At 68.4% G+C, this 17,462-nt stretch carries 10 protein-coding genes and 1 riboswitch; of the genes, 4 read left to right on the forward strand and 6 right to left on the reverse strand.

The window, feature by feature from the left end; genetic code table 11:
* Window positions 1-37 precede the first annotated feature (37 nt).
* From AC1PME_RS17245 to AC1PME_RS17270, 6 genes are all read right to left on the reverse strand, one after another.
* Window positions 38-2,752, reverse strand: coding sequence for a TonB-dependent receptor (locus tag AC1PME_RS17245; RefSeq protein WP_481098138.1), 2,715 nt, complete (start codon window positions 2,750-2,752; stop codon window positions 38-40).
* A gap of 443 nt (window positions 2,753-3,195) precedes the next feature.
* The gene (locus AC1PME_RS17250; RefSeq protein ID WP_481096517.1) at window positions 3,196-5,145 is read right to left on the reverse strand and encodes a lipase family alpha/beta hydrolase; all 1,950 of its coding nucleotides are present in this window, start codon (window positions 5,143-5,145) and stop codon (window positions 3,196-3,198) included.
* Window positions 5,142-6,122 (reverse strand): Lnb N-terminal periplasmic domain-containing protein, encoded by a 981-nt coding sequence (locus AC1PME_RS17255; protein ID WP_481098139.1) that lies wholly within the window; start codon window positions 6,120-6,122, stop codon window positions 5,142-5,144. The genes AC1PME_RS17250 and AC1PME_RS17255 overlap by 4 nt, the downstream gene beginning before the upstream one ends.
* Before the next feature lie 83 nt (window positions 6,123-6,205).
* Window positions 6,206-6,781: a TetR/AcrR family transcriptional regulator gene (locus AC1PME_RS17260; protein ID WP_254459081.1), complete on the reverse strand. Its 576-nt coding sequence runs from the start codon at window positions 6,779-6,781 to the stop codon at window positions 6,206-6,208.
* An 81-nt stretch (window positions 6,782-6,862) separates the two neighbouring features.
* Entirely contained in the window at window positions 6,863-9,577 is a 2,715-nt protein-coding gene (gene ppc, locus AC1PME_RS17265) for a phosphoenolpyruvate carboxylase (protein WP_481096518.1), read from the reverse strand.
* 161 nt (window positions 9,578-9,738) lie between these two features.
* Window positions 9,739-12,276 carry a S9 family peptidase gene (locus AC1PME_RS17270; protein WP_481096519.1) on the reverse strand — a complete coding sequence of 846 codons (2,538 nt, stop codon included), beginning with the start codon at window positions 12,274-12,276 and terminating at the stop codon, window positions 9,739-9,741.
* 132 nt (window positions 12,277-12,408) lie between these two features.
* A riboswitch (S-adenosyl-L-homocysteine riboswitch) is annotated at window positions 12,409-12,508 on the forward strand.
* A 33-nt stretch (window positions 12,509-12,541) separates the two neighbouring features.
* On the opposite strand from AC1PME_RS17270, the gene ahcY reads away from it, so the two are divergent.
* From ahcY to AC1PME_RS17290, 4 genes are all read left to right on the forward strand, one after another.
* Window positions 12,542-13,987 carry an adenosylhomocysteinase gene (gene ahcY / locus AC1PME_RS17275; protein WP_254459084.1) on the forward strand — a complete coding sequence of 482 codons (1,446 nt, stop codon included), beginning with the start codon at window positions 12,542-12,544 and terminating at the stop codon, window positions 13,985-13,987.
* A gap of 170 nt (window positions 13,988-14,157) precedes the next feature.
* Window positions 14,158-15,891 carry a class I SAM-dependent DNA methyltransferase gene (locus AC1PME_RS17280; protein ID WP_481096520.1) on the forward strand — a complete coding sequence of 578 codons (1,734 nt, stop codon included), beginning with the start codon at window positions 14,158-14,160 and terminating at the stop codon, window positions 15,889-15,891.
* Window positions 15,892-15,917: 26 nt separating this feature from the next.
* Window positions 15,918-17,099, forward strand: a complete 1,182-nt coding sequence (locus tag AC1PME_RS17285) for a restriction endonuclease subunit S (protein ID WP_481096521.1) — start codon at window positions 15,918-15,920, stop codon at window positions 17,097-17,099.
* Window positions 17,100-17,173: 74 nt separating this feature from the next.
* The gene (locus tag AC1PME_RS17290) at window positions 17,174-17,461 is read left to right on the forward strand and encodes a CopG family ribbon-helix-helix protein (protein ID WP_481096522.1); all 288 of its coding nucleotides are present in this window, start codon (window positions 17,174-17,176) and stop codon (window positions 17,459-17,461) included.
* Window position 17,462 lies beyond the last annotated feature (1 nt).

A 17,462-nucleotide genomic window follows, 5' to 3' on the forward strand; every position in this document is an offset into this window, starting at 1 on the left:
GGCGGGTGACGACGTCCAGCGTGCGCCGGTGCCCGGTTCAGAACGTGTACTTCACGTTCAACAGCGCAGTGCGGCCGGCATCGACGATGTCGGAAATCGCGGTGCTGTTGCGGCCCACGTGCGCCCAGTAGCTCAGGCGGTTGGTGAGGTTGGCCACCGACAGGTCGGCGCGCAGGTGCTCGTTGAAGGTGTAGCCGACGTGCAGGTCCACGCGGGTGATCGGCTTGACCCACAGATCGTCCCAGCTCGCGCCGCGGTTGTAGTAGTCGTACACCGAGACGTATTCGCCGGAATAGTGGTAGGCCAGGTTCACCGACAGCGGGCCCTTCTCGTAGAACAGCTCGGCGTTGGCCATCAGGTCCGGCGCATTCTGGATGCGCTCGTCGTGGAAGCCATCCATGCCCAGGTCGACGCGGGTGCTCTGGCGGGTGAGGTTGGCGCCGATGCCGAAGCCGTCCAGCGGCGCCGGCATGCCCTGCAGGGTCTGCCGCACCGCGGCCTCGACGCCGAGCACCTTGCCGTCGCCGCCGTTCTGCGGCCGCACGTAGCGCACGTTGCCGGCGCCGGCGCTGCTGCCGGCGTTGGCCGGATCCGAACCGCTCTCGTAGATGTAGTCGGTCAGGCGCTTGTAGTAGCCGGCCAGCATCGCGTGGCCGCCATGGCCGTTGTCCCACTCGCCGGACAGGTCCACGTTGAGCGACTTGATCGGCTTCAGGTCCGGGTTGCCCTCGGTGATGACCGTGGTGCCGTCGCTGGAGACGTCGTAGTTGGCGCCGCCGCCGAGCTGCACCAGCGCCGGCCGGGTGTAGCTGGTCCACACCGAGGCGCGGTACACCGCGTTGCCGTCGCCCGGGCGGTAGTTCAGGAACACGCTCGGCAGCGGCACGTCGTAGCTGGTGTGGTTGCTGCTGAAGAAGCCCGGCAGCTCGTTGCCGTTGGCGTCCTCGGGCATGGTCCAGAAGGTGTTGCGGATGCTGGTGTGCTCGAAGCGCACGCCCGGGATCACTTCCAGGTCGCCAGTGCGGAAGGTGGCCATCGCATACGCCGAGGTCACCGCTTCGTCGCCGCGCATGGTCGCGCAGTTCTGGTTGTTGATCGCCAGGCTGCCGCAGGTGTCGAAGCTGGCCGCGGTCAGGTGCTGGGCGATCATCGCCTTCAGCCCGCCGTTGCTGAGCTTGACCGTCGGCCACGCATACTTGCCTGGGTACACCGCATCGTACTGGCCGACCACCAGGCCGGTGTCGCGCAGCAGGGTGCCGTCGGTGAACTTGCTGTTGGTCCAGTCGCGCGAGGTGAAGTCGCGCGAACTGTCGACGTACTTCACGCCGAACTGGACGTTGCTCAGCGCACCCTGGTCGAAGTCGTAGCGCACGTCGAACTTGGCGCCGCCCTTGGTCTGGCCGCTGTAGGACTTGGTCAACTGGCCGTAGCGGCGCGCATACAGACTGCCGATGTCGCTGGCCTGGGCCTGGATCGCCGGGGTCAGCAGCGGCTTGGGGAAACCTTCGCTGTCGTAGCCGGAGAAGGTGTTGGCGCCGCCGTACGGGAACTGGGTGGAGGCGTACTGGTCCACGCGCGCGGAGATTTCCACGTGGTCCGGGCGATCGTTGTCGCCGTAGCTGTAGAACAGGTTCGGCGACAGCGTCCAGTTGCCCAGTTGCTTGTCGGCGCCGAACTGGAAGGTGGCCAGGTCCGCCACTTCCGGATTGGTCTCGTACCAGTAGCGCACCGCCACGCGGTTGATCTGCGGCTGGTACACGCCGGTGGTGCCGATCTGCACCAGGCTGACGTTGGCCGGCACGAGCTGGGTGTAGCCGGTGTTCTGCTCGGTCTTGGCGTAGGCGTAGGTGGCGCGCGCGTACAGCTGCAGGCTCGGGTCGACGTGCCAGTCGAAGGACACGTTGCCGCCGTAGCGCTTGGTGTCGCCGGCGGAGTAGCCGATGTTGGCGCCGGTGGCCAGCAGCAGGTCCTGCGGATCGTAGCCGGGCGCCGGCTGGCCGTTGGCGGTGGTGCGCGAGAAATACTTCCTGCCCCAGTCGCCGCGCGAGGCGGCGGCATTGGCCACTTCGCTGTTCACGTAATGGCGCTCGTCGTAGTACGCGCTGGCGTACACGCCGAACTGGTGGTCGGCGCCGAACTTGGCGTGGAACTCGCCGGCCGCGCCCTTGCCCAGGCCGTCGTCGCCGTAGTCGCGCGCACGGCTTTCCATGCGCCCGCTGGCGGTGACGCTGCCGCCCATCGCCTCGCTGTAGTCGAAGCCGCTGGGGGTGCGGTAGTCGATGGTGCCGCCGATCGCATCGCCGTCCATCGCCGCGGTGGAGGTCTTGTTCAACACGATGGTCTGCAGGCCCGACGGCGGCAGCAGGCTCAGCTGCACGCTGCGGCTGTAGGGCAGGCCCTGGGCGACGTTGACGCCGTTGATCAGGTTGACGTTGTATTCGGCGTTGAGGCCGCGCACCGAGGCGAACATGCCCTCGCCGCGCGCGGCGCCGTCGACGCCGCCGAAGTACGACTGCCCGGTGTTGACCACGTTGACGCCCGGCAGCAGGCCCAGCGCCTCGGCGATGTTGTGCACGGCGGTGTACTTCAGGTCGTCGGCCGACAGCACGTTGGCCGTGTTGGTCGCCGCCATCTGCATGTCCGCGGCGTTGTAGCGGGTGACGGCGACGGTGATCTTGTCCAGGGTCTTGGCGCTGGCGTCGGAGGCGGCGTTCTGCGTCTCCTGCGCGTCCTGCGCCTGGGCCAAGGCCATCGGCGCGACACCGAGCAACGCTGCGGCGATCGCCCGCGACAGGCGTTTTTGAAGATGGATCGAGTGCGACATGAAAAATCCGAACGTAGGCGCGGCCGACGGAAGCGCTCCGCAGGCCGGGCAATGGAGGGGAGAGAGGCCGTGATCGCGTTCACGGCGGCGCGCATTGTTCGGGGTGCGCGGCTGCAATTTGATGACAACGATGTCACCTGAAACCAATGCACCTCGATTCGACGCGTTTCCTGCGCAATTCGGCACAACCAGGATGCGTCGCCGTGCGACCCTGCTGCCGTGGCACCGATGCAGCGCAGTCGCTGGCCGCTGCCGGCGACGCCTGGGTCAACGCGCCCACACGCGCCGCGTCGCGGTCGGCATGGCGCGACCACGCCGTGCCGCCGGCGCCCTCCGCGGCGCAGGCGCACCACCGCCCGCCGCAGGCAGCGTCACCGCGGCGTGGCGGCGTCGACCTGCAACTGCGCGTGCAAGATGCGGCGGATCTCCAGGATCGCCTGCGGCGTCTCCTGCACGCTGTGACCCGAGGTGACCACCAGTTCGGATAGCGCGCCCGGCAGATGCGCGCTGCGGTACGGCACCAGCCCGTCGTCGGACTCGGCCAGCGGCACCGCCGGATCGCGGCGGGCGATGATGGTGTGGTAGCGCACCGCCGGCGCGATCGGCAGGTCCGCCGCCGCGCGCACGAATGGATCGGTGTCGCGCAGGTTGTCGATGCTGTTGGGCACGCGGATCGGCGCGCCATCGGGGCCGTCGATGCCCTGCAGCAAGGTATTCAACCGATCGAGCAGCGCCACCGGCAGGCGCACCAGGCGCGCGGCCAGGCGCCCGAGGCGGCCTTCGGCGAAGGCGGTGCCACGCTGCGGCGCGGCGATCAAGATGGCCCGGTCCACCTGCGGCAGCGGCGCGAAGCGCAGCAGCGGCTGCAGCTGCGCCAACGCCTGCGGGTCCAGCGGGCGCCGGTCGCCGCGCGCGCCGATCAGGTCGTTCCACAGCGTGTCGCCGGAGTCGCTGACCAGCAGGCGCCCGATCACCCCGCCCATGCTGTGGCCGATCAGGACCATGTGCCGCGAGGCCGGCGCCTGCCCCTGCGGATCGAAGTGGCGCAGGGTCTGCTGCAGCAGCGCGGCGATCTGCGCGCGGTTCCAGGCGATCGGCATGTTGGTCGGGTAGTAGACCTGCCAGATCTGGTAGTGGCGGCGCAGTTGTTCGTCGCCCATCAATTCGTTGGCGACGTTGACCCAGGCCTCCGGACTGCTGGCCAGGCCGTGCAGCATCAGGATGATGCGCCGGTCCGGATCGTACGGCTGCATCAGGTACAGATGCGGCTGGTCGATGCCATCGCCGCGGCCGAGCATCGAGCGCAGCGACTGCCGCGCGAAACCGGCACGGGCCAGCCACAGGCCGTAGGCGGCGGTGAAGTTGGCCGCCAGCGGCAGGCGCCGGCCGTGCACCTCGACCTCGCCGTCGCGGTACGGGTCGTAGGGCGCCACCACCAGGCTGCGGGTGTCCAGTACCTGCGCCAGGCTGTCGCCGTCGAAGCGCAGCAGCACCGTGGTCGGCGCATACGGCATTTCGCTGAACGCCGGCGCGTGCGGGTCCGGCGCGGCCTTGGCCGCGATCGTCGCGGTCGGGTCGCCGACCTTGGCGGGGGCGATCTCCGCGACCAGTTCGGCGCCGAAGCCATCGCGCCGGTAGGTGCTGCGCAGGCCATCGAAGCGCAGCGTCGACGCCGGCAGCATCGCGTCCGGCCGTGCCACCCCGCCGGGCAGGCGGAAGCTGCCCATGTCCGCGCGCACCAGCCAGCCGGCCGTGCGCAGCGTGTCCTCGTCGTGCAGTTCGCCGCTGGCGCTGCCGGCACGCCAACGCAGGAACAGCTCGCCGACCACCTGCTGCACCGCGTAGTTGTAGTAGTCGCGCACCTGGGTCTGCCGGTCCTCGAAGGCGCGCGCGCTGGCCGGGCGCTGGGTGTAGAACAGGTAGGCGTAGGCGTAGCGCGCCGCCTCCAGCCAGGCCTGCAGCGTCGCGTCGTCCAGCGCCCGCGCCTGCCGCGGTGTGCGCGCATTGGCCGCATGCACCCACAGTTCCGACAGGGTCGCCAGCCGCCGCTCCTGGTCCAGCCCCTGCAATGCGCGCAGTTGCGTGGCGCAGGCCGCAACGTCCGCCGCGCAGGTCCTGGGGTCGAGCGCGAGGACGCGCAGCGTCTCCAGGCTGGCGTCGCTGAGCGCGCCGGTGCTGAGCACGTCGCCGCGCTGGGCGGCGATGTAGTCGGCGGCGCTGCGCGACTGCACGCTGACCATCGCGCAGCCGGCGCCGAGCAGCAGCGCGGCGGCCAGCAGCGCCGCGCCCGTGCGACGCACCAGGCGCGCGCGCAGGGTCATGGCGCGGCGGCGGGATCGTCGCCAGGAATGCCGGCGCGGATACGCGTGGAGAAGTCGGCGCCGGCACCGGCCTGGCGGGCGCGCTCGCCGATGCGGCCGCGCGCGCGCAGCGTGGCCAGGCTGTAGCCGGGCACGAAACCGTGCTGCGCGTACACGTAGGACGGCAGGTAGCCGGACAGCAGCAGGCGGACGTCGAGCGGCAGCGCCGGGTCCAGCTTGCGCGCCAGTTCGAACACGATGGTGGTGCAGTTGCTGGTGACGGTGTTGTAGAACCGCGGCGCGCGCTGCAGCTGCTGCGCCTGCGCCACATAGCCCAGGAACAACTGGCGCAGCTGCGCGCGCGAGAGGTTGAGCCGGTACAGGTACACGTCCTCGCCGCGCACGTTGCTGCGCACGGCGAGGATGTCGCGCTCGTCGGCGGCGACCATCACCTGCTCGAAATTGCGGAAGAACCCGGCCAGCGCCGAGAACGCCTCGTCGCGTTCCTTGCGGATCTCCAGCGAGAACACCACGCGGCGGCCGTCGTCGAAGCCGAACGAGACCAGGGTGTGGGCGATCGCCGGCCCCATCCAGTACGACAGCGCCAGGTCCGCCGAGGCCAGCCGCTCCAGGTCGTAGCGGCGGGTCTCCCAGCGCGGGGTGTAGTCGCGCTCGCTGCGCCAGGCGAAGTTGCGCACGTTGTGCAAGGTCACCACGTGCCCGTCCACCTGCGGCTGCAGCAGTTGCGCGACATCGTCGGCCCAGTCGCGGTTCTGCTGCGGCTGCAGCGCCGCCCAGCCCACCGCCATGCCGGCGCAGCCGAGCGCGAACAGCAGCGGCAGCACGCGGTACTCGCGCGGGTGCCGCAGCCCCCACAGCGCCGCGCCGCCCAGCGCCGCCCACAGCAGCGCCGAGCCGTAGCGCACCACCGCGCCGGTATGCGGCAGGTAGGCCAGGAACAGCGCGCCCCACAGGCTGGCGGCGAGCACCGCCAGCATCGCCAGCGCGCGCGCCAGCCGCCACGGCCAGGCCGGGCGCGGCGTGCCGGTCTGCGCCGCGGCGCGGCGTGGCGCGACGTCGCTCACAAGTCAGCCGCCGCGGCAGGCGTGGCCAGGGCGTGGCACAGCAGGCGGCAGCCGCGTTGCGCCAGCGCCTTGCGCTCGGCCTCGTCGCTGCCGCGCTGGCAGGCGCCGAGCATGTCCATCACCAGGGCCAGTTCCTGCTCGCCCAGGTCCGCACGGCACAGGCCGGCGTCGATCGCACGCTGCAGGAACGGCAGCAGGATCGCCATGCCCCGCGCGTGCGCCGCGGCGATCGTCGGATGCGCGCGCGGCATCGACCGCCAGTAGTCGGCCAGCGGCGCCGACATCGCGATGTGTTCGGCCACGTCGTGCAGCAGCAGGAACAGGCCGTCCGGCCGCGTGCCGATCTCGCGCGCGCAGCCCTCCAGGCCGTCCAGGCCGCGATCCAGCAGCGCCGCGATCAGCTCGGTACGGTCGGCGAAATGCCGGTACAGGGTGGCGCGGCCGAGGCCGGCGCGCTCCACCACCAGTTCCAGCGGCGCCAGCACGCCATGCGCGCAGAACACCTCGTCGGCGGCGTCCAGCAGCAGGCGGCGGCGTTGGGCGGTATCGGCTCGCATCTCCATGCGCGGCATTATCGGACAATTTTGTCCGCCCGCAAGCGGACCATGGTTGGGACGTCCGGCACGGCCCGGCGGCGCCCCGTCGGGCGGGCCTCAGCCGGTGTTCTGCACGCCCTGGGCGACGCCGTTGACGCAGGCCACCAGCGCCCGCAGCAGGTCCTCGTCCTCGCCCCCGGTGGCGCGCCAGCGCTGCAGCAGGTCCACCTGCAGCACGCTGATCGGGTCGATGTAGGGATTGCGCAGACGGATCGACAGCGCCAGGCGCGGGTCGTGCTGCAGCAGCGACGCCTGCCCGGTCAGCGCCTTCACCCAGCCCTTGGTCAGCGCCAGTTCGTCGCGGATGCGCGGGAAGAAGCGTTCGTGCAACGGCCCGGACAGGCGCGAGAACATCTCGGCGATGTTGAGGTCGCCCTTGGACAGGACCATGGCGATGTCGTCGAGGAAGGTGCGGAAGAACGGCCAGTCGGCGGCCATCGCCCGCAGCGCGTCCTCGTGCCCGGCATCCACCGCCGCCTGCAGGCCGCTGCCCACGCCGTACCAGCCCGGGATCACCGCGCGCGCCTGGCTCCAGGCGAACACCCAGGGAATCGCGCGCAGGTTGGACAGCGCCGCATCCTGGCCGAGCCGCCGCGACGGCCGCGAGCCCAGGGTCATGCGCTCGATCACGTCGATCGGCGTGGCCAGGCGGAAGTAGCGCATGAACTCGGCATCGCCGACGAAGTCGCGATACGCCTGGCTGCTGCGCTCGGCGACCAGGTCCATCACCGGCCGCCAGTCGTCCTCGCGCGTGTCGGCCGCGCGCGGGCGCAGGCTCGACAGCAGCACCGCGCCGGTCATCTGTTCCAGCGAACGCAGCGCCAGCGCGCGGATGCCGTACTTGCGGTGGATCACCTCGCCCTGCTCGGTCACCCGCAGCCGCCCGTCGACGCTGCCGCGCGGCGCCGCCTCCAGCGCGCGCGTGGTCTTGCCGCCGCCGCGCACGATCGAGCCGCCGCGGCCGTGGAAGAAGGTCAGGCGGATGCCCAGTTCGGCCGCCGCCTCCAGCAGTTCCACCTGCGCACGCTGCAGGCCCCAGCGCGAGGCGGCGATGCCGCCGTCCTTGCCGCTGTCGGAATAGCCGAGCATCACCATCTGCACGTCGTTACGCGCGGCCAGGTGGCGGCGGTAGACCGGATCGGCGAGCAGGTCGCGCAGGGTCGCGGTGCCGCCGCGCAGGTCGTCCACGGTCTCGAACAGCGGCACGATGTCCAGCGGCACCGCGCCATCGGCGTCGACCAGGCCGCCGCGGCGCGCCAGCGCCAGCACGGTCAGCACGTCGGCGCGGTCGTGCGCCATCGAGATGATGTAGCTGCCCAGCGCATCGGCGCCGTGCCGTGCGCGCGCGTCGGCGAGCGCGGCGAACACCGCATCCAGCCGCGCGTTGCCCTCGTCGTCGGCCGCCGGCAGCGCCTGCTCGCCGCCGGCGTAGGGGCCAAGCAGGCGCGCGCGCTCCTCCACGGCCCGCGCGTCCCAGTCCTGCGTGTCCAGCGCGGCGGCGACCGCGCGCGCATGCACGCTGGACTCCTGGCGCACGTCCAGCCGGGCCAGGTGGAACCCGAAGCTGCGCACCCGCCACAGCAGGCGCCGCACCGCGAACCAACCGGCGTGCAGGCCCTTGTTGGCCTGCAGGCTGTCCAGGATCAGCTGCAGGTCGTGCTCCAGTTCGGCCGGCGCGGCATAGGCGCCCGGCGCATCGTCCAGGGTGGCCTGCAGGCGCGCGCGCATCAGGTCGTTGAGCAGGCGGTAGGGCATGTCGCCATGGCGCGGCCGCGAGCGTGCCGCGGCCTCCGGCAACAGTTGCCGGTAACGCGTCAGTTGCTCCAGCAGCGGCGCGCTCACCGCGACCAGGGTGGTCGACTGGCTGAGCAGGCTGGCCAGTTGCCACAGTTCCTTCAGATAGCGCTCCAGCACCGCGCGCCGCTGCGCGTCGAGGGTGGCGGTGATGGTCGCGGCATCGACGTTGGGGTTGCCGTCCATGTCGCCGCCGACCCAGGTACCGAAGCGCAGCAGCCGCGGCAGGGGCAGCGCCTGGCCGTAGGTCTGCTCGATGGCGTGCTCCAGGGTCTCGTACATCACCGGGATCACCCGGTACAGCACCTGGGTCAGGTAGAAACCGACATGCTCGCGCTCGTCCTCCACGGTGGGACGCACCGGCGAGGAGTCGGCGGTCTGCCACGAGGCGGTCAGCGCCATGCGGAAGCGTGCCGCGTCGGTGGCGCGCTCGCCCGGGGTGCGCAGGCCGTCGAGGTTGTCGACCAGGCTGGCGACCATCAACTGTTCCTTTTCCAGCAGCGCGCGCCGCACCGCCTCGGTCGGATGCGCGGTGAACACCGGCTCGACGTCGATGCGCGGCAGCCAGTCGCGCAGTTCCTCCACGCCGACGCCCTGCGCCTTGAGCCGGCGCAAGGCGTCGTGCAGGCCGTCCGGCTGCGGCGTGTCGGCGCTGCTGCGCTGGTAGTCGCGACGGCGGCGGATGCGGTGCACGCGCTCGGCGATGTTGACCACCTGGAAATAGGTGCTGAAGGCGCGCACCAGCGCTTCGGCATCGCGCGGCGCGCGGCCGGCGAGCTGTTCGCTCAGCGAGGACAGCGGCGCGGCGCGCTCGCGGCGCGCGATGGCGGTGGTGCGGATGCGTTCGATCTCGTCCAGGAACTGCGCCGAGACCTGTTCGGCGAGCAGGTCGCCCACCAGAGCGCCGAGGCGGCGCACGTCGTCGCGTAGGGGAAGGTCGGGCGTGGCGAAGACGATACTGCTGCGGGACTCGTTCATCGGGAAACGCATGGCTCGGCAGTGGGGGCGCCGCAAGCCTAACCGAAAAGGACCACCTTCCCGCCGGCCGCGGCGACGGTTTCAAAGCGAACCATTTGCCCGGTACGGCAGCGCCCCTGCCCCCCGGCCGCGCGGACGCGCAGCCGGGGGGCAGGCACAGCTCAGGGCGACGCGGCGCCGGACGCAGCCGGAGTCGGCGTGGGCGTGGGCACCGGCCCCAGATAGGTGCGCAGCCAACGCTCGCTCTCGGCCAGCATCTGCAGCACCGATTCGCGCGCACGGTAGGCATGCGCCTCGTTGGGCAGCATCACCAACCGCGCGGTGCCGCCGTTGCCCTTGATCGCCGCGTACATGCGCTCGCTCTGGATCGGGAAGGTGCCGGAGTTGTTGTCCTCGGCGCCGTGGATCAGCAGCAGCGGATCCTTGATCCGGTCGGCGTAGTTGAACGGCGACATCGCCTGGTACACCGGCTGCGCCTGCCAGTAGGTGCGTTCCTCGGACTGGAAGCCGAAGGGGGTCAGCGAACGGTTGTAGGCGCCACTGCGGGCGATACCGGCCTTGAACAGGCGGGTGTGCGCGAGCAGGTTGGCGGTCATGAAGGCGCCGTAGGAATGCCCGCCGATGGCGATGCGATCGCGATCGGCGACGCCGCGTCGCACCACCTCGTCCACCGCCGCCTGCGCATCGGCGACCAGTTGCTCGACGTAGGTGTCGTTGGGTTCGCGCGCGCCCTCGCCGACGATCGGCATCGACGGGTCGTTGAGCACCGCATAGCCCAGCGCCAGGAACGCCTGCGGCCCCCAGTAGCCGATCGCGTTGAAGCGGTAAGGCGAGTCGGTGACCTGGCTGGCGGCGTCGGCGGATTTGAACTCGCCCGGGTAGGCCCACATCAGCATCGGCAGCGGGCCGTCGCGCTTGACGTCGTAGCCCGGCGGCAGCAGCAGGGTCGCGGTCAGCTCCACGCCGTCCTTGCGCCGGTAGCGGATCTGCTCCTTGCGCACGTCGCGCAGCTGCGGGGTGGGATGGGTGAAGTGGGTCAGCGCCACCGGCTCCGCGCTGGCGCCATCGAGCCGGTAGAAATTGCGCGGTTCCTGCGGCGTCTCGCGGGTGATCAGCAGGCGCTGGCCGCTGTCGTCGAGCAGGGCCTGCGGCACCGCGTAATAGGGCGCCTGCGACTGGAACAGGCGGGTAGTTTGCCGCGTGTCCAGATCGTAGCGGTCCAGGAACGGCCGATCGCCCTGCGGCGAGGCGCCTTCGCCGCGCAGGAACAGGCTGTGGCCGTCGGCGGCGATCAGCAGGCGCGGATTGCCGGCCGCATCGCGCACCGTCACCGGCGTGCCCGGATCGGCATAGCGATCCTCCTGCGAGCGCTGCACCAGCAGTTGCGGCGCCTGCGCGGGATGGTCCGGCGCCACGCGCCACTGCCTGGTCTGGCGCGTCTTCCACCAGAACTCGTCGATCAGCGCCAAGTCGCCGCGGCCCCAGGCGATGCCGGCGAAGCGCGACTGCAGGCGCGCCAGCGTCACCGGCGGCGCGGTGAAGGGCGCGGCCTGCATCAGCACCGCATCGCGCACCGCCGCCTCGCGTCCCGGGTCGCCGCCGTCCTGGGCCTCGGCCCAGACCAGGGTGGCCGGGGCGTCGCTGCGCCAGTCGATATCGCGCACGCCGGTACGCACCGCGTCGTTGCCGGTCGGCAGGCCTTCCACCAACGGCAGCTGCGCCACCGTGTGCACCGGCGTGCCGGCGCGATCGAGCACTTCGATGGTGCGCGGGAAGCCGCTGGCCGGCACCAGGTAGGAGAACGGCCGCTGCAGGCGCTGCGCCAGCAGATAGCGGCCGTCCGGCGACGGCGCCAGCGACAGGTACAGGTCGGGCGTGGCGATGCGCTGCAGGCGTCCGTCCATGTCGACCAGCGCCGGCTGCGCGCGCAGCTGATCATCGAACTGGCACGCATCGGCCTCGTTCTTCAGCAGGTCCTGGTAGGTGCGCAAGGCCGTGGCGCCGCCGCCGGCGGTCTGCTGCACCGCCGGCCCGGTCGGCACCGCATCGGCAGGCGGCGCCGCGCCCTGCTCCTGCGGCTGCAGCAACACCAGCAACTGGCGGCTGTCGGGCATCCACGCATAGCCCTCGCCGGACACCGTGTTGAGCCGTTCGGCGACCCGCCGCGCACGCCGCGCGGCGATGTCCACCACCCACAGCTCGTTGGCGCCGCTGCGCGCATCGACGCGATTGAAGGCCAGATGGCGCTGGTCCGGCGCCCAGGCCATGCCGGCGATCGACAGCGGCGACGGCAGGCCATCGATCTGCAGTTCGCTGCCGTCGGCGATGCGCAGCAGCCACAGTGTCTGGCCGAAGGCGAAGCGGCTCTGCGAGCGGGTGCGCGGGTGGATGCGCAGCCCGGCCAGCTTCAGTTCCGGCTGCGCGACCTGGGCGATGCCGGGCAGCGCGGGCAACTGCAGCAGCGCCGCCAGATCGCGCCGCGGGCTCAGCGACAACTGCGGCGGCCACGGCGCATCGACGATGGCCTGCAGCGGCGCCGACGGCAGTTGATAGCTGCTGTCGGCCGGATCGGCCACTGCCGGCACGGCTGCCGCGGCGGCGCCGGCGCTGGCGCTGCCGGCTGCCGCCAACGCCGCGCACAGCAGGCCGCAGACCGGGCCGGCGATGCGGCGGCGGCCGCGCGCTGTGATCTGGTTCATCTCTCCCCTCTCCTTCGCCTCGATCGAACCGACGACGGTAGCAGGGCCTGCGCCGCACGCCCCCTGTCGATGGTTGGGCCGGCGCGCGTGTTCAAGCGCCACACGCGGCAGCCGCTATAATCGATCACCCCTTGCGCCGAGGGGCGCTGCGACCGGATCGAGACCGGATTCTCCGTCTCCAGACCCGGCCAGGCTCGGCGCGAGGCTTGAGCGACAACGGCGCCCGGACTTCGCGAGTTTCTCGCCATTGACCGGAGCTTTATCGATGAACGCTGCACTCAAGAGTTTTTCCACCGAGGGCGACTACAAGGTCGCCGACATTTCCCTGGCCGACTGGGGCCGCAAGGAACTGGACATCGCCGAGCACGAGATGCCGGGCCTGATGTCGATCCGCCGCCAGTACGCCGCCGCCAAGCCGCTGGCCGGCGTGCGCGTGACCGGCTCGCTGCACATGACCATCCAGACCGCGGTGCTGATCGAGACGCTGAAGGACATCGGCGCCGACGTGCGCTGGGCCTCGTGCAACATCTTCTCCACCCAGGACCACGCCGCCGCGGCGATCGCCGCCACCGGCACCCCGGTGTTCGCCTGGAAGGGCGAGACCCTGGAGGAATACTGGGACTGCACCCTCGACGCGCTGACCTTCACCCTGCCCGACGGCACCCAGACCGGTCCGGAACTGGTGGTGGACGACGGCGGCGACGTGACCCTGCTGATCCACAAGGGCTATGAGCTGGAGAACGGCTCCAAGTGGGTGGACGAGCCGGCCTCCTCGCACGAGGAGCAGGTGATCAAGAACCTGCTCAAGCGCGTGGCGGTGGAACGCCCGGGCTACTGGACCCGCGTGGTCAAGGACTGGAAGGGCGTCTCCGAAGAGACCACCACCGGCGTGCACCGCCTGTACCAGCTGGCCGAGGCCGGCACCCTGCTGGTCCCGGCGATCAACGTCAACGACTCGGTGACCAAGAGCAAGTTCGACAACCTGTACGGCTGCCGCGAGTCGCTGGCCGACGGCCTCAAGCGCGCGATGGACGTGATGCTGGCCGGCAAGGTCGCGGTGGTGTGCGGCTACGGCGACGTCGGCAAGGGCTCGGCGCACAGCCTGCGCGCCTACGGCGCCCGCGTCATCGTCACCGAGATCGACCCGATCTGCGCGCTGCAGGCGGCGATGGAGGGCTTCGAGGTCAACACCGTCGAGGACACCCTCGGCCAGGCCGACATCTACGTCACCACCACCGGCAACAAGGACATCATCCGCATCGAGCACCTGACGCAGATGAAGGACCAGGCCATCGTCTGCAACATCGGCCACTTCGACAACGAGATCCAGGTCGAGGCGCTGTACAAGCTGCCGGGCGTGCAGAAGATCAACATCAAGCCGCAGGTGGACAAGTTCGTGCTGCCCAACGGCAACGCGATCTTCCTGCTGGCCGAAGGCCGCCTGGTCAACCTGGGCTGCGCCACCGGCCACCCCAGCTTCGTGATGTCCAACAGCTTCGCCAACCAGACCCTGGCGCAGATCGACCTGTGGCAGAACAAGGACAGCTACGAGAAGCAGGTGTACCGCCTGCCGAAGAAGCTGGACGAGGAAGTGGCGCGCCTGCACCTGGAGAAGATCGGCGTGAAGCTGACCAAGCTCACCGATGCGCAGGCCGCCTACCTCGGCGTGCCGGTGGAAGGCCCGTACAAGCCGGAGCACTACCGCTACTGAGCCATCGGCAAGACATCGCCATGCAGACAGGAACGGGCGCCGCGAGGCGCCCGTTCTTTGTGCAAATGTTGGTCATCGCCCCACTACTGAGTGGTGTAAATCGCACTGATGCCGGCGGCCCGTCTGCTGCGATAATGCCCGCCCGATCAGACCCCTGGAGCATCTACCCGATGTCGCTGGAGACACAAGCCGAACGATTCATCCAGACCCTGGAGTCACTGGGTGGCTCCGCAGGCAACGGCAAACTGGGCAGCGAGTTGGGCTGGGCCGACAGCACCTATGCACGGGTCAAGGCGCACCTGATCGAGCAAGGCCGCATCGTGCCCGGCCGCGGCCGTGGTGGTTCTGTCTCGATCGCCTGGACCAAGCTCGCACCTGTCAAGCCGCGTGAAACCACGCCGCCCACGCCACGCGCCAAGCGCGGGAACGCGAACACCGAGCGCGGCGGCCACAACGCCTACGCCCAAGCCTTCAATGCCATCGACAAGGCCATGCGCAACGACGAAGGCCTGGCCTCCGAGTTGGACTACGCTGAGCAGACCTCGTGGCTGCTGTTCCTGAAGTACCTGGACGATATGGAACACGAGTGGGCGGATGAGGCCACGCTCAAGGGCAAGTCCTATGCGCCGATCCTGACCCGGCCCTACCGCTGGCAGGACTGGGCCGCGCCGAAGACCAGGGATGGCAAGCCGGACCCGAATGCTCGCACTGGCAGCGATCTCATCGAGTTCGTCAACAGCAAGCTGGTCCCGCACCTCAAGTCGTTCAAGGACAACACCGTGCAGGCCGACAGCCTGCAGTACAAGATCGGCGAGATCTTCTCGGAAGTCTCTAACCGCTTTCGCTCCGGCTACACGCTGCGCGACGTGCTAGAGATCGTCGACACGCTGAGCTTCGGCAGCTCCGAAGCCAAGCACGAACTTTCCGAACTATACGAGACGCGAATCAAGCGCATGGGCAACGCCGGCCGCAACGGCGGTGAGTACTACACGCCACGCCCACTGATCCGCGCGATGATCCAGGTGGTGCAGCCGCAGATCGGCGAGACCATCTACGATGGCGCCTGCGGCAGCGCGGGCTTCCTGTGTGAGGCTTGGGAGCACCTGCGCCGCGATAATCTGTCCGCCAAGGACTGGGACACACTGCAGCGCCACACCTTCTACGGGCAGGAGAAGAAATCGCTGGCCTACGTGTTGGGTGTGATGAACATGATCCTGCACGGCATCGACGCGCCCAATATCAGACACGCGAACACGCTGTCTGAGAACGTCCTGGACATCCAGCAGAAGGACCGCCACGACATCGTGCTGGCCAATCCACCCTTCGGCGGCGGCGAGCGCAAGGAAGTGCAGCAACACTTCCCCATTCGCTCATCGGAGACGGCTTACCTGTTCCTTCAGCACTTCATCCGCAAGCTGAAAGCTGGCGGTCGTGGTGCGGTGGTCATCAAGAACACCTTCCTCAGCAACACCGACAACGCCAGCGTGGAGCTGCGCCGCGAACTGCTGACCACTTGCAACTTACACACCGTGCTCGACTGCCCGTCCGGCACCTTCCAAGGGGCCGGGGTCAAGACCGTGGTGCTGTTCTTCGACAAGGGCGCTCCGACACGCACGGTCTGGTACTACCAGCTCGACCCCGGCCGTTCGATGGGCAAAACCACACCCCTGAACGATGCGGATCTTGACGAGTTCGTGGCACTGCAAAAGACCAAGGCGGGCAGCGAGAAGAGTTGGACGATCGACGTCGCCGAGGTCAATGCCACCACCTGCGACCTGTCGGTCAAGAACCCTCATGCCCCAAAGGGCATAGCGCAGCGCACGCCGCTGCAGATCATTGACGATATCCTGGCGCGGGATGCAGAAACGGTGCAGTTGCTGGCTCAGGTGAGGGCGTTGTTGTGAGTGCTGACGCGCCGCGTTCCTCGTGGATGAGCAAGCCGCTCGCAGAAATTTTTGAGATCGTTGGAGGAGGAACGCCATCAAAGCAGGAGGCCTCCTACTACGGAGGCGATATTCCTTGGGCCACCATCCGTGATATGGCCTCAAGTCATTTATCTTCAACGGAACACTCAATAACCGACCTTGGATTGGAAAAATCCTCTTCGAAGTTGATACCTGCGGGCGAAGTCATCATGGCCACCCGTGTTGGCCTAGGGAAGTCGTGTATCCTGATGCAGGACACTGCAATAAATCAGGATATACGAGCACTAATCCCTCGACAGGATGATGCAGTTGATCGGAGATTCCTCTTGTATTGGCTACAAAGCGTGGCAGACGAAATTGTCGCCGCGGGAACAGGGGCGACCGTCCAAGGTGTAACGCTACCTTTTATCAAAAGCCTGCCATTTCCAAGCATTTCGGTCGAACGGCAGAAATGCATCGTCGCGACGTTGGATCAGACCTTCGCTGCCCTCGACCGCATCCGCGCCAATGCAGAGGCGAATCTAAGAGACGTGAATGAGTTGCTGGGGGAGGCATCCGCAAAAGTTATCGCGGGTAAAGCAGTCGGTGCCTTGCAAACACTCCGTCTTTGCGAGGTGACTTCCCGGCTAACGAATGGCTATGTCGGACCTACTCGGGATATCTATCAAGAGCACGGAGTTCCTTATCTGTTGGCACGACATGTTCGGAACGGCGCCCTGAACTTCGACGGCCGAACGCATGTCACTCCAGAGTTCAATCAAAAGCAAAAAAAATCAATACTCAAGCAGGGTGACGTACTTCTGGTTCAAAGTGGACACATCGGACACTGCGCTGTAGTGCCAAGGGAGCATCACGGACATAACTGCCATGCCATGATCGTAATGACGCCAAGGGAAGAACTTGTCTCTGGAAAATATCTTTCGGCTGTGCTTAATACGCCATTGCTACAGGCCGAATTTCAACGAATCCGCACTGGATCTACGGTCCCTCACCTGACATGCAAAATGGTGAGAGAGCTTGTCATAGAGGTTCCTGATCGCTCTCAGCAAGCGCGCATTGTTAGTGAATTGGATGCACTTTCGATTAACGTTGGCTCGGTGCGCTCACGTTATGTAGCCAAACTGAAAGACCTGTCGCAATTGCGCCAGTCCTTGCTCCAGGCCGCCTTCTCTGGCCAGCTGACCTAGAAGCCTCGCTGGTTCTGCCAGCCGTACCACACCCGTGCTACATTAATCTTTACCCCCATTGTTGGGAGCCCCGCATGAGCACCACCACCATCCGACTGCCGGATGCGCTCAAGGCCCGCGTCGCCAAGGCCGCGGAAGCGGCTGACACCACTGCGCACGACTTCATCCTGGAAGCAATTACCGAGAAAGCCGAGCAGGCCGAGCGCCACGCAGACTTCCATGCAGAGGCCGAACGCCGTTGGGGCGAGTTGCTGGAGACCGGCGAGAGCATTTCCTGGGAAGACATGCGCAGCCATCTGATTGAGCGCAGTCAGGGCAAGGAGACTTCACCTCCCGCCCCCCGCAAGTTGTTCGCGAAATAGT

This window comes from Xanthomonas sp. NCPPB 901, assembly GCF_056725085.1.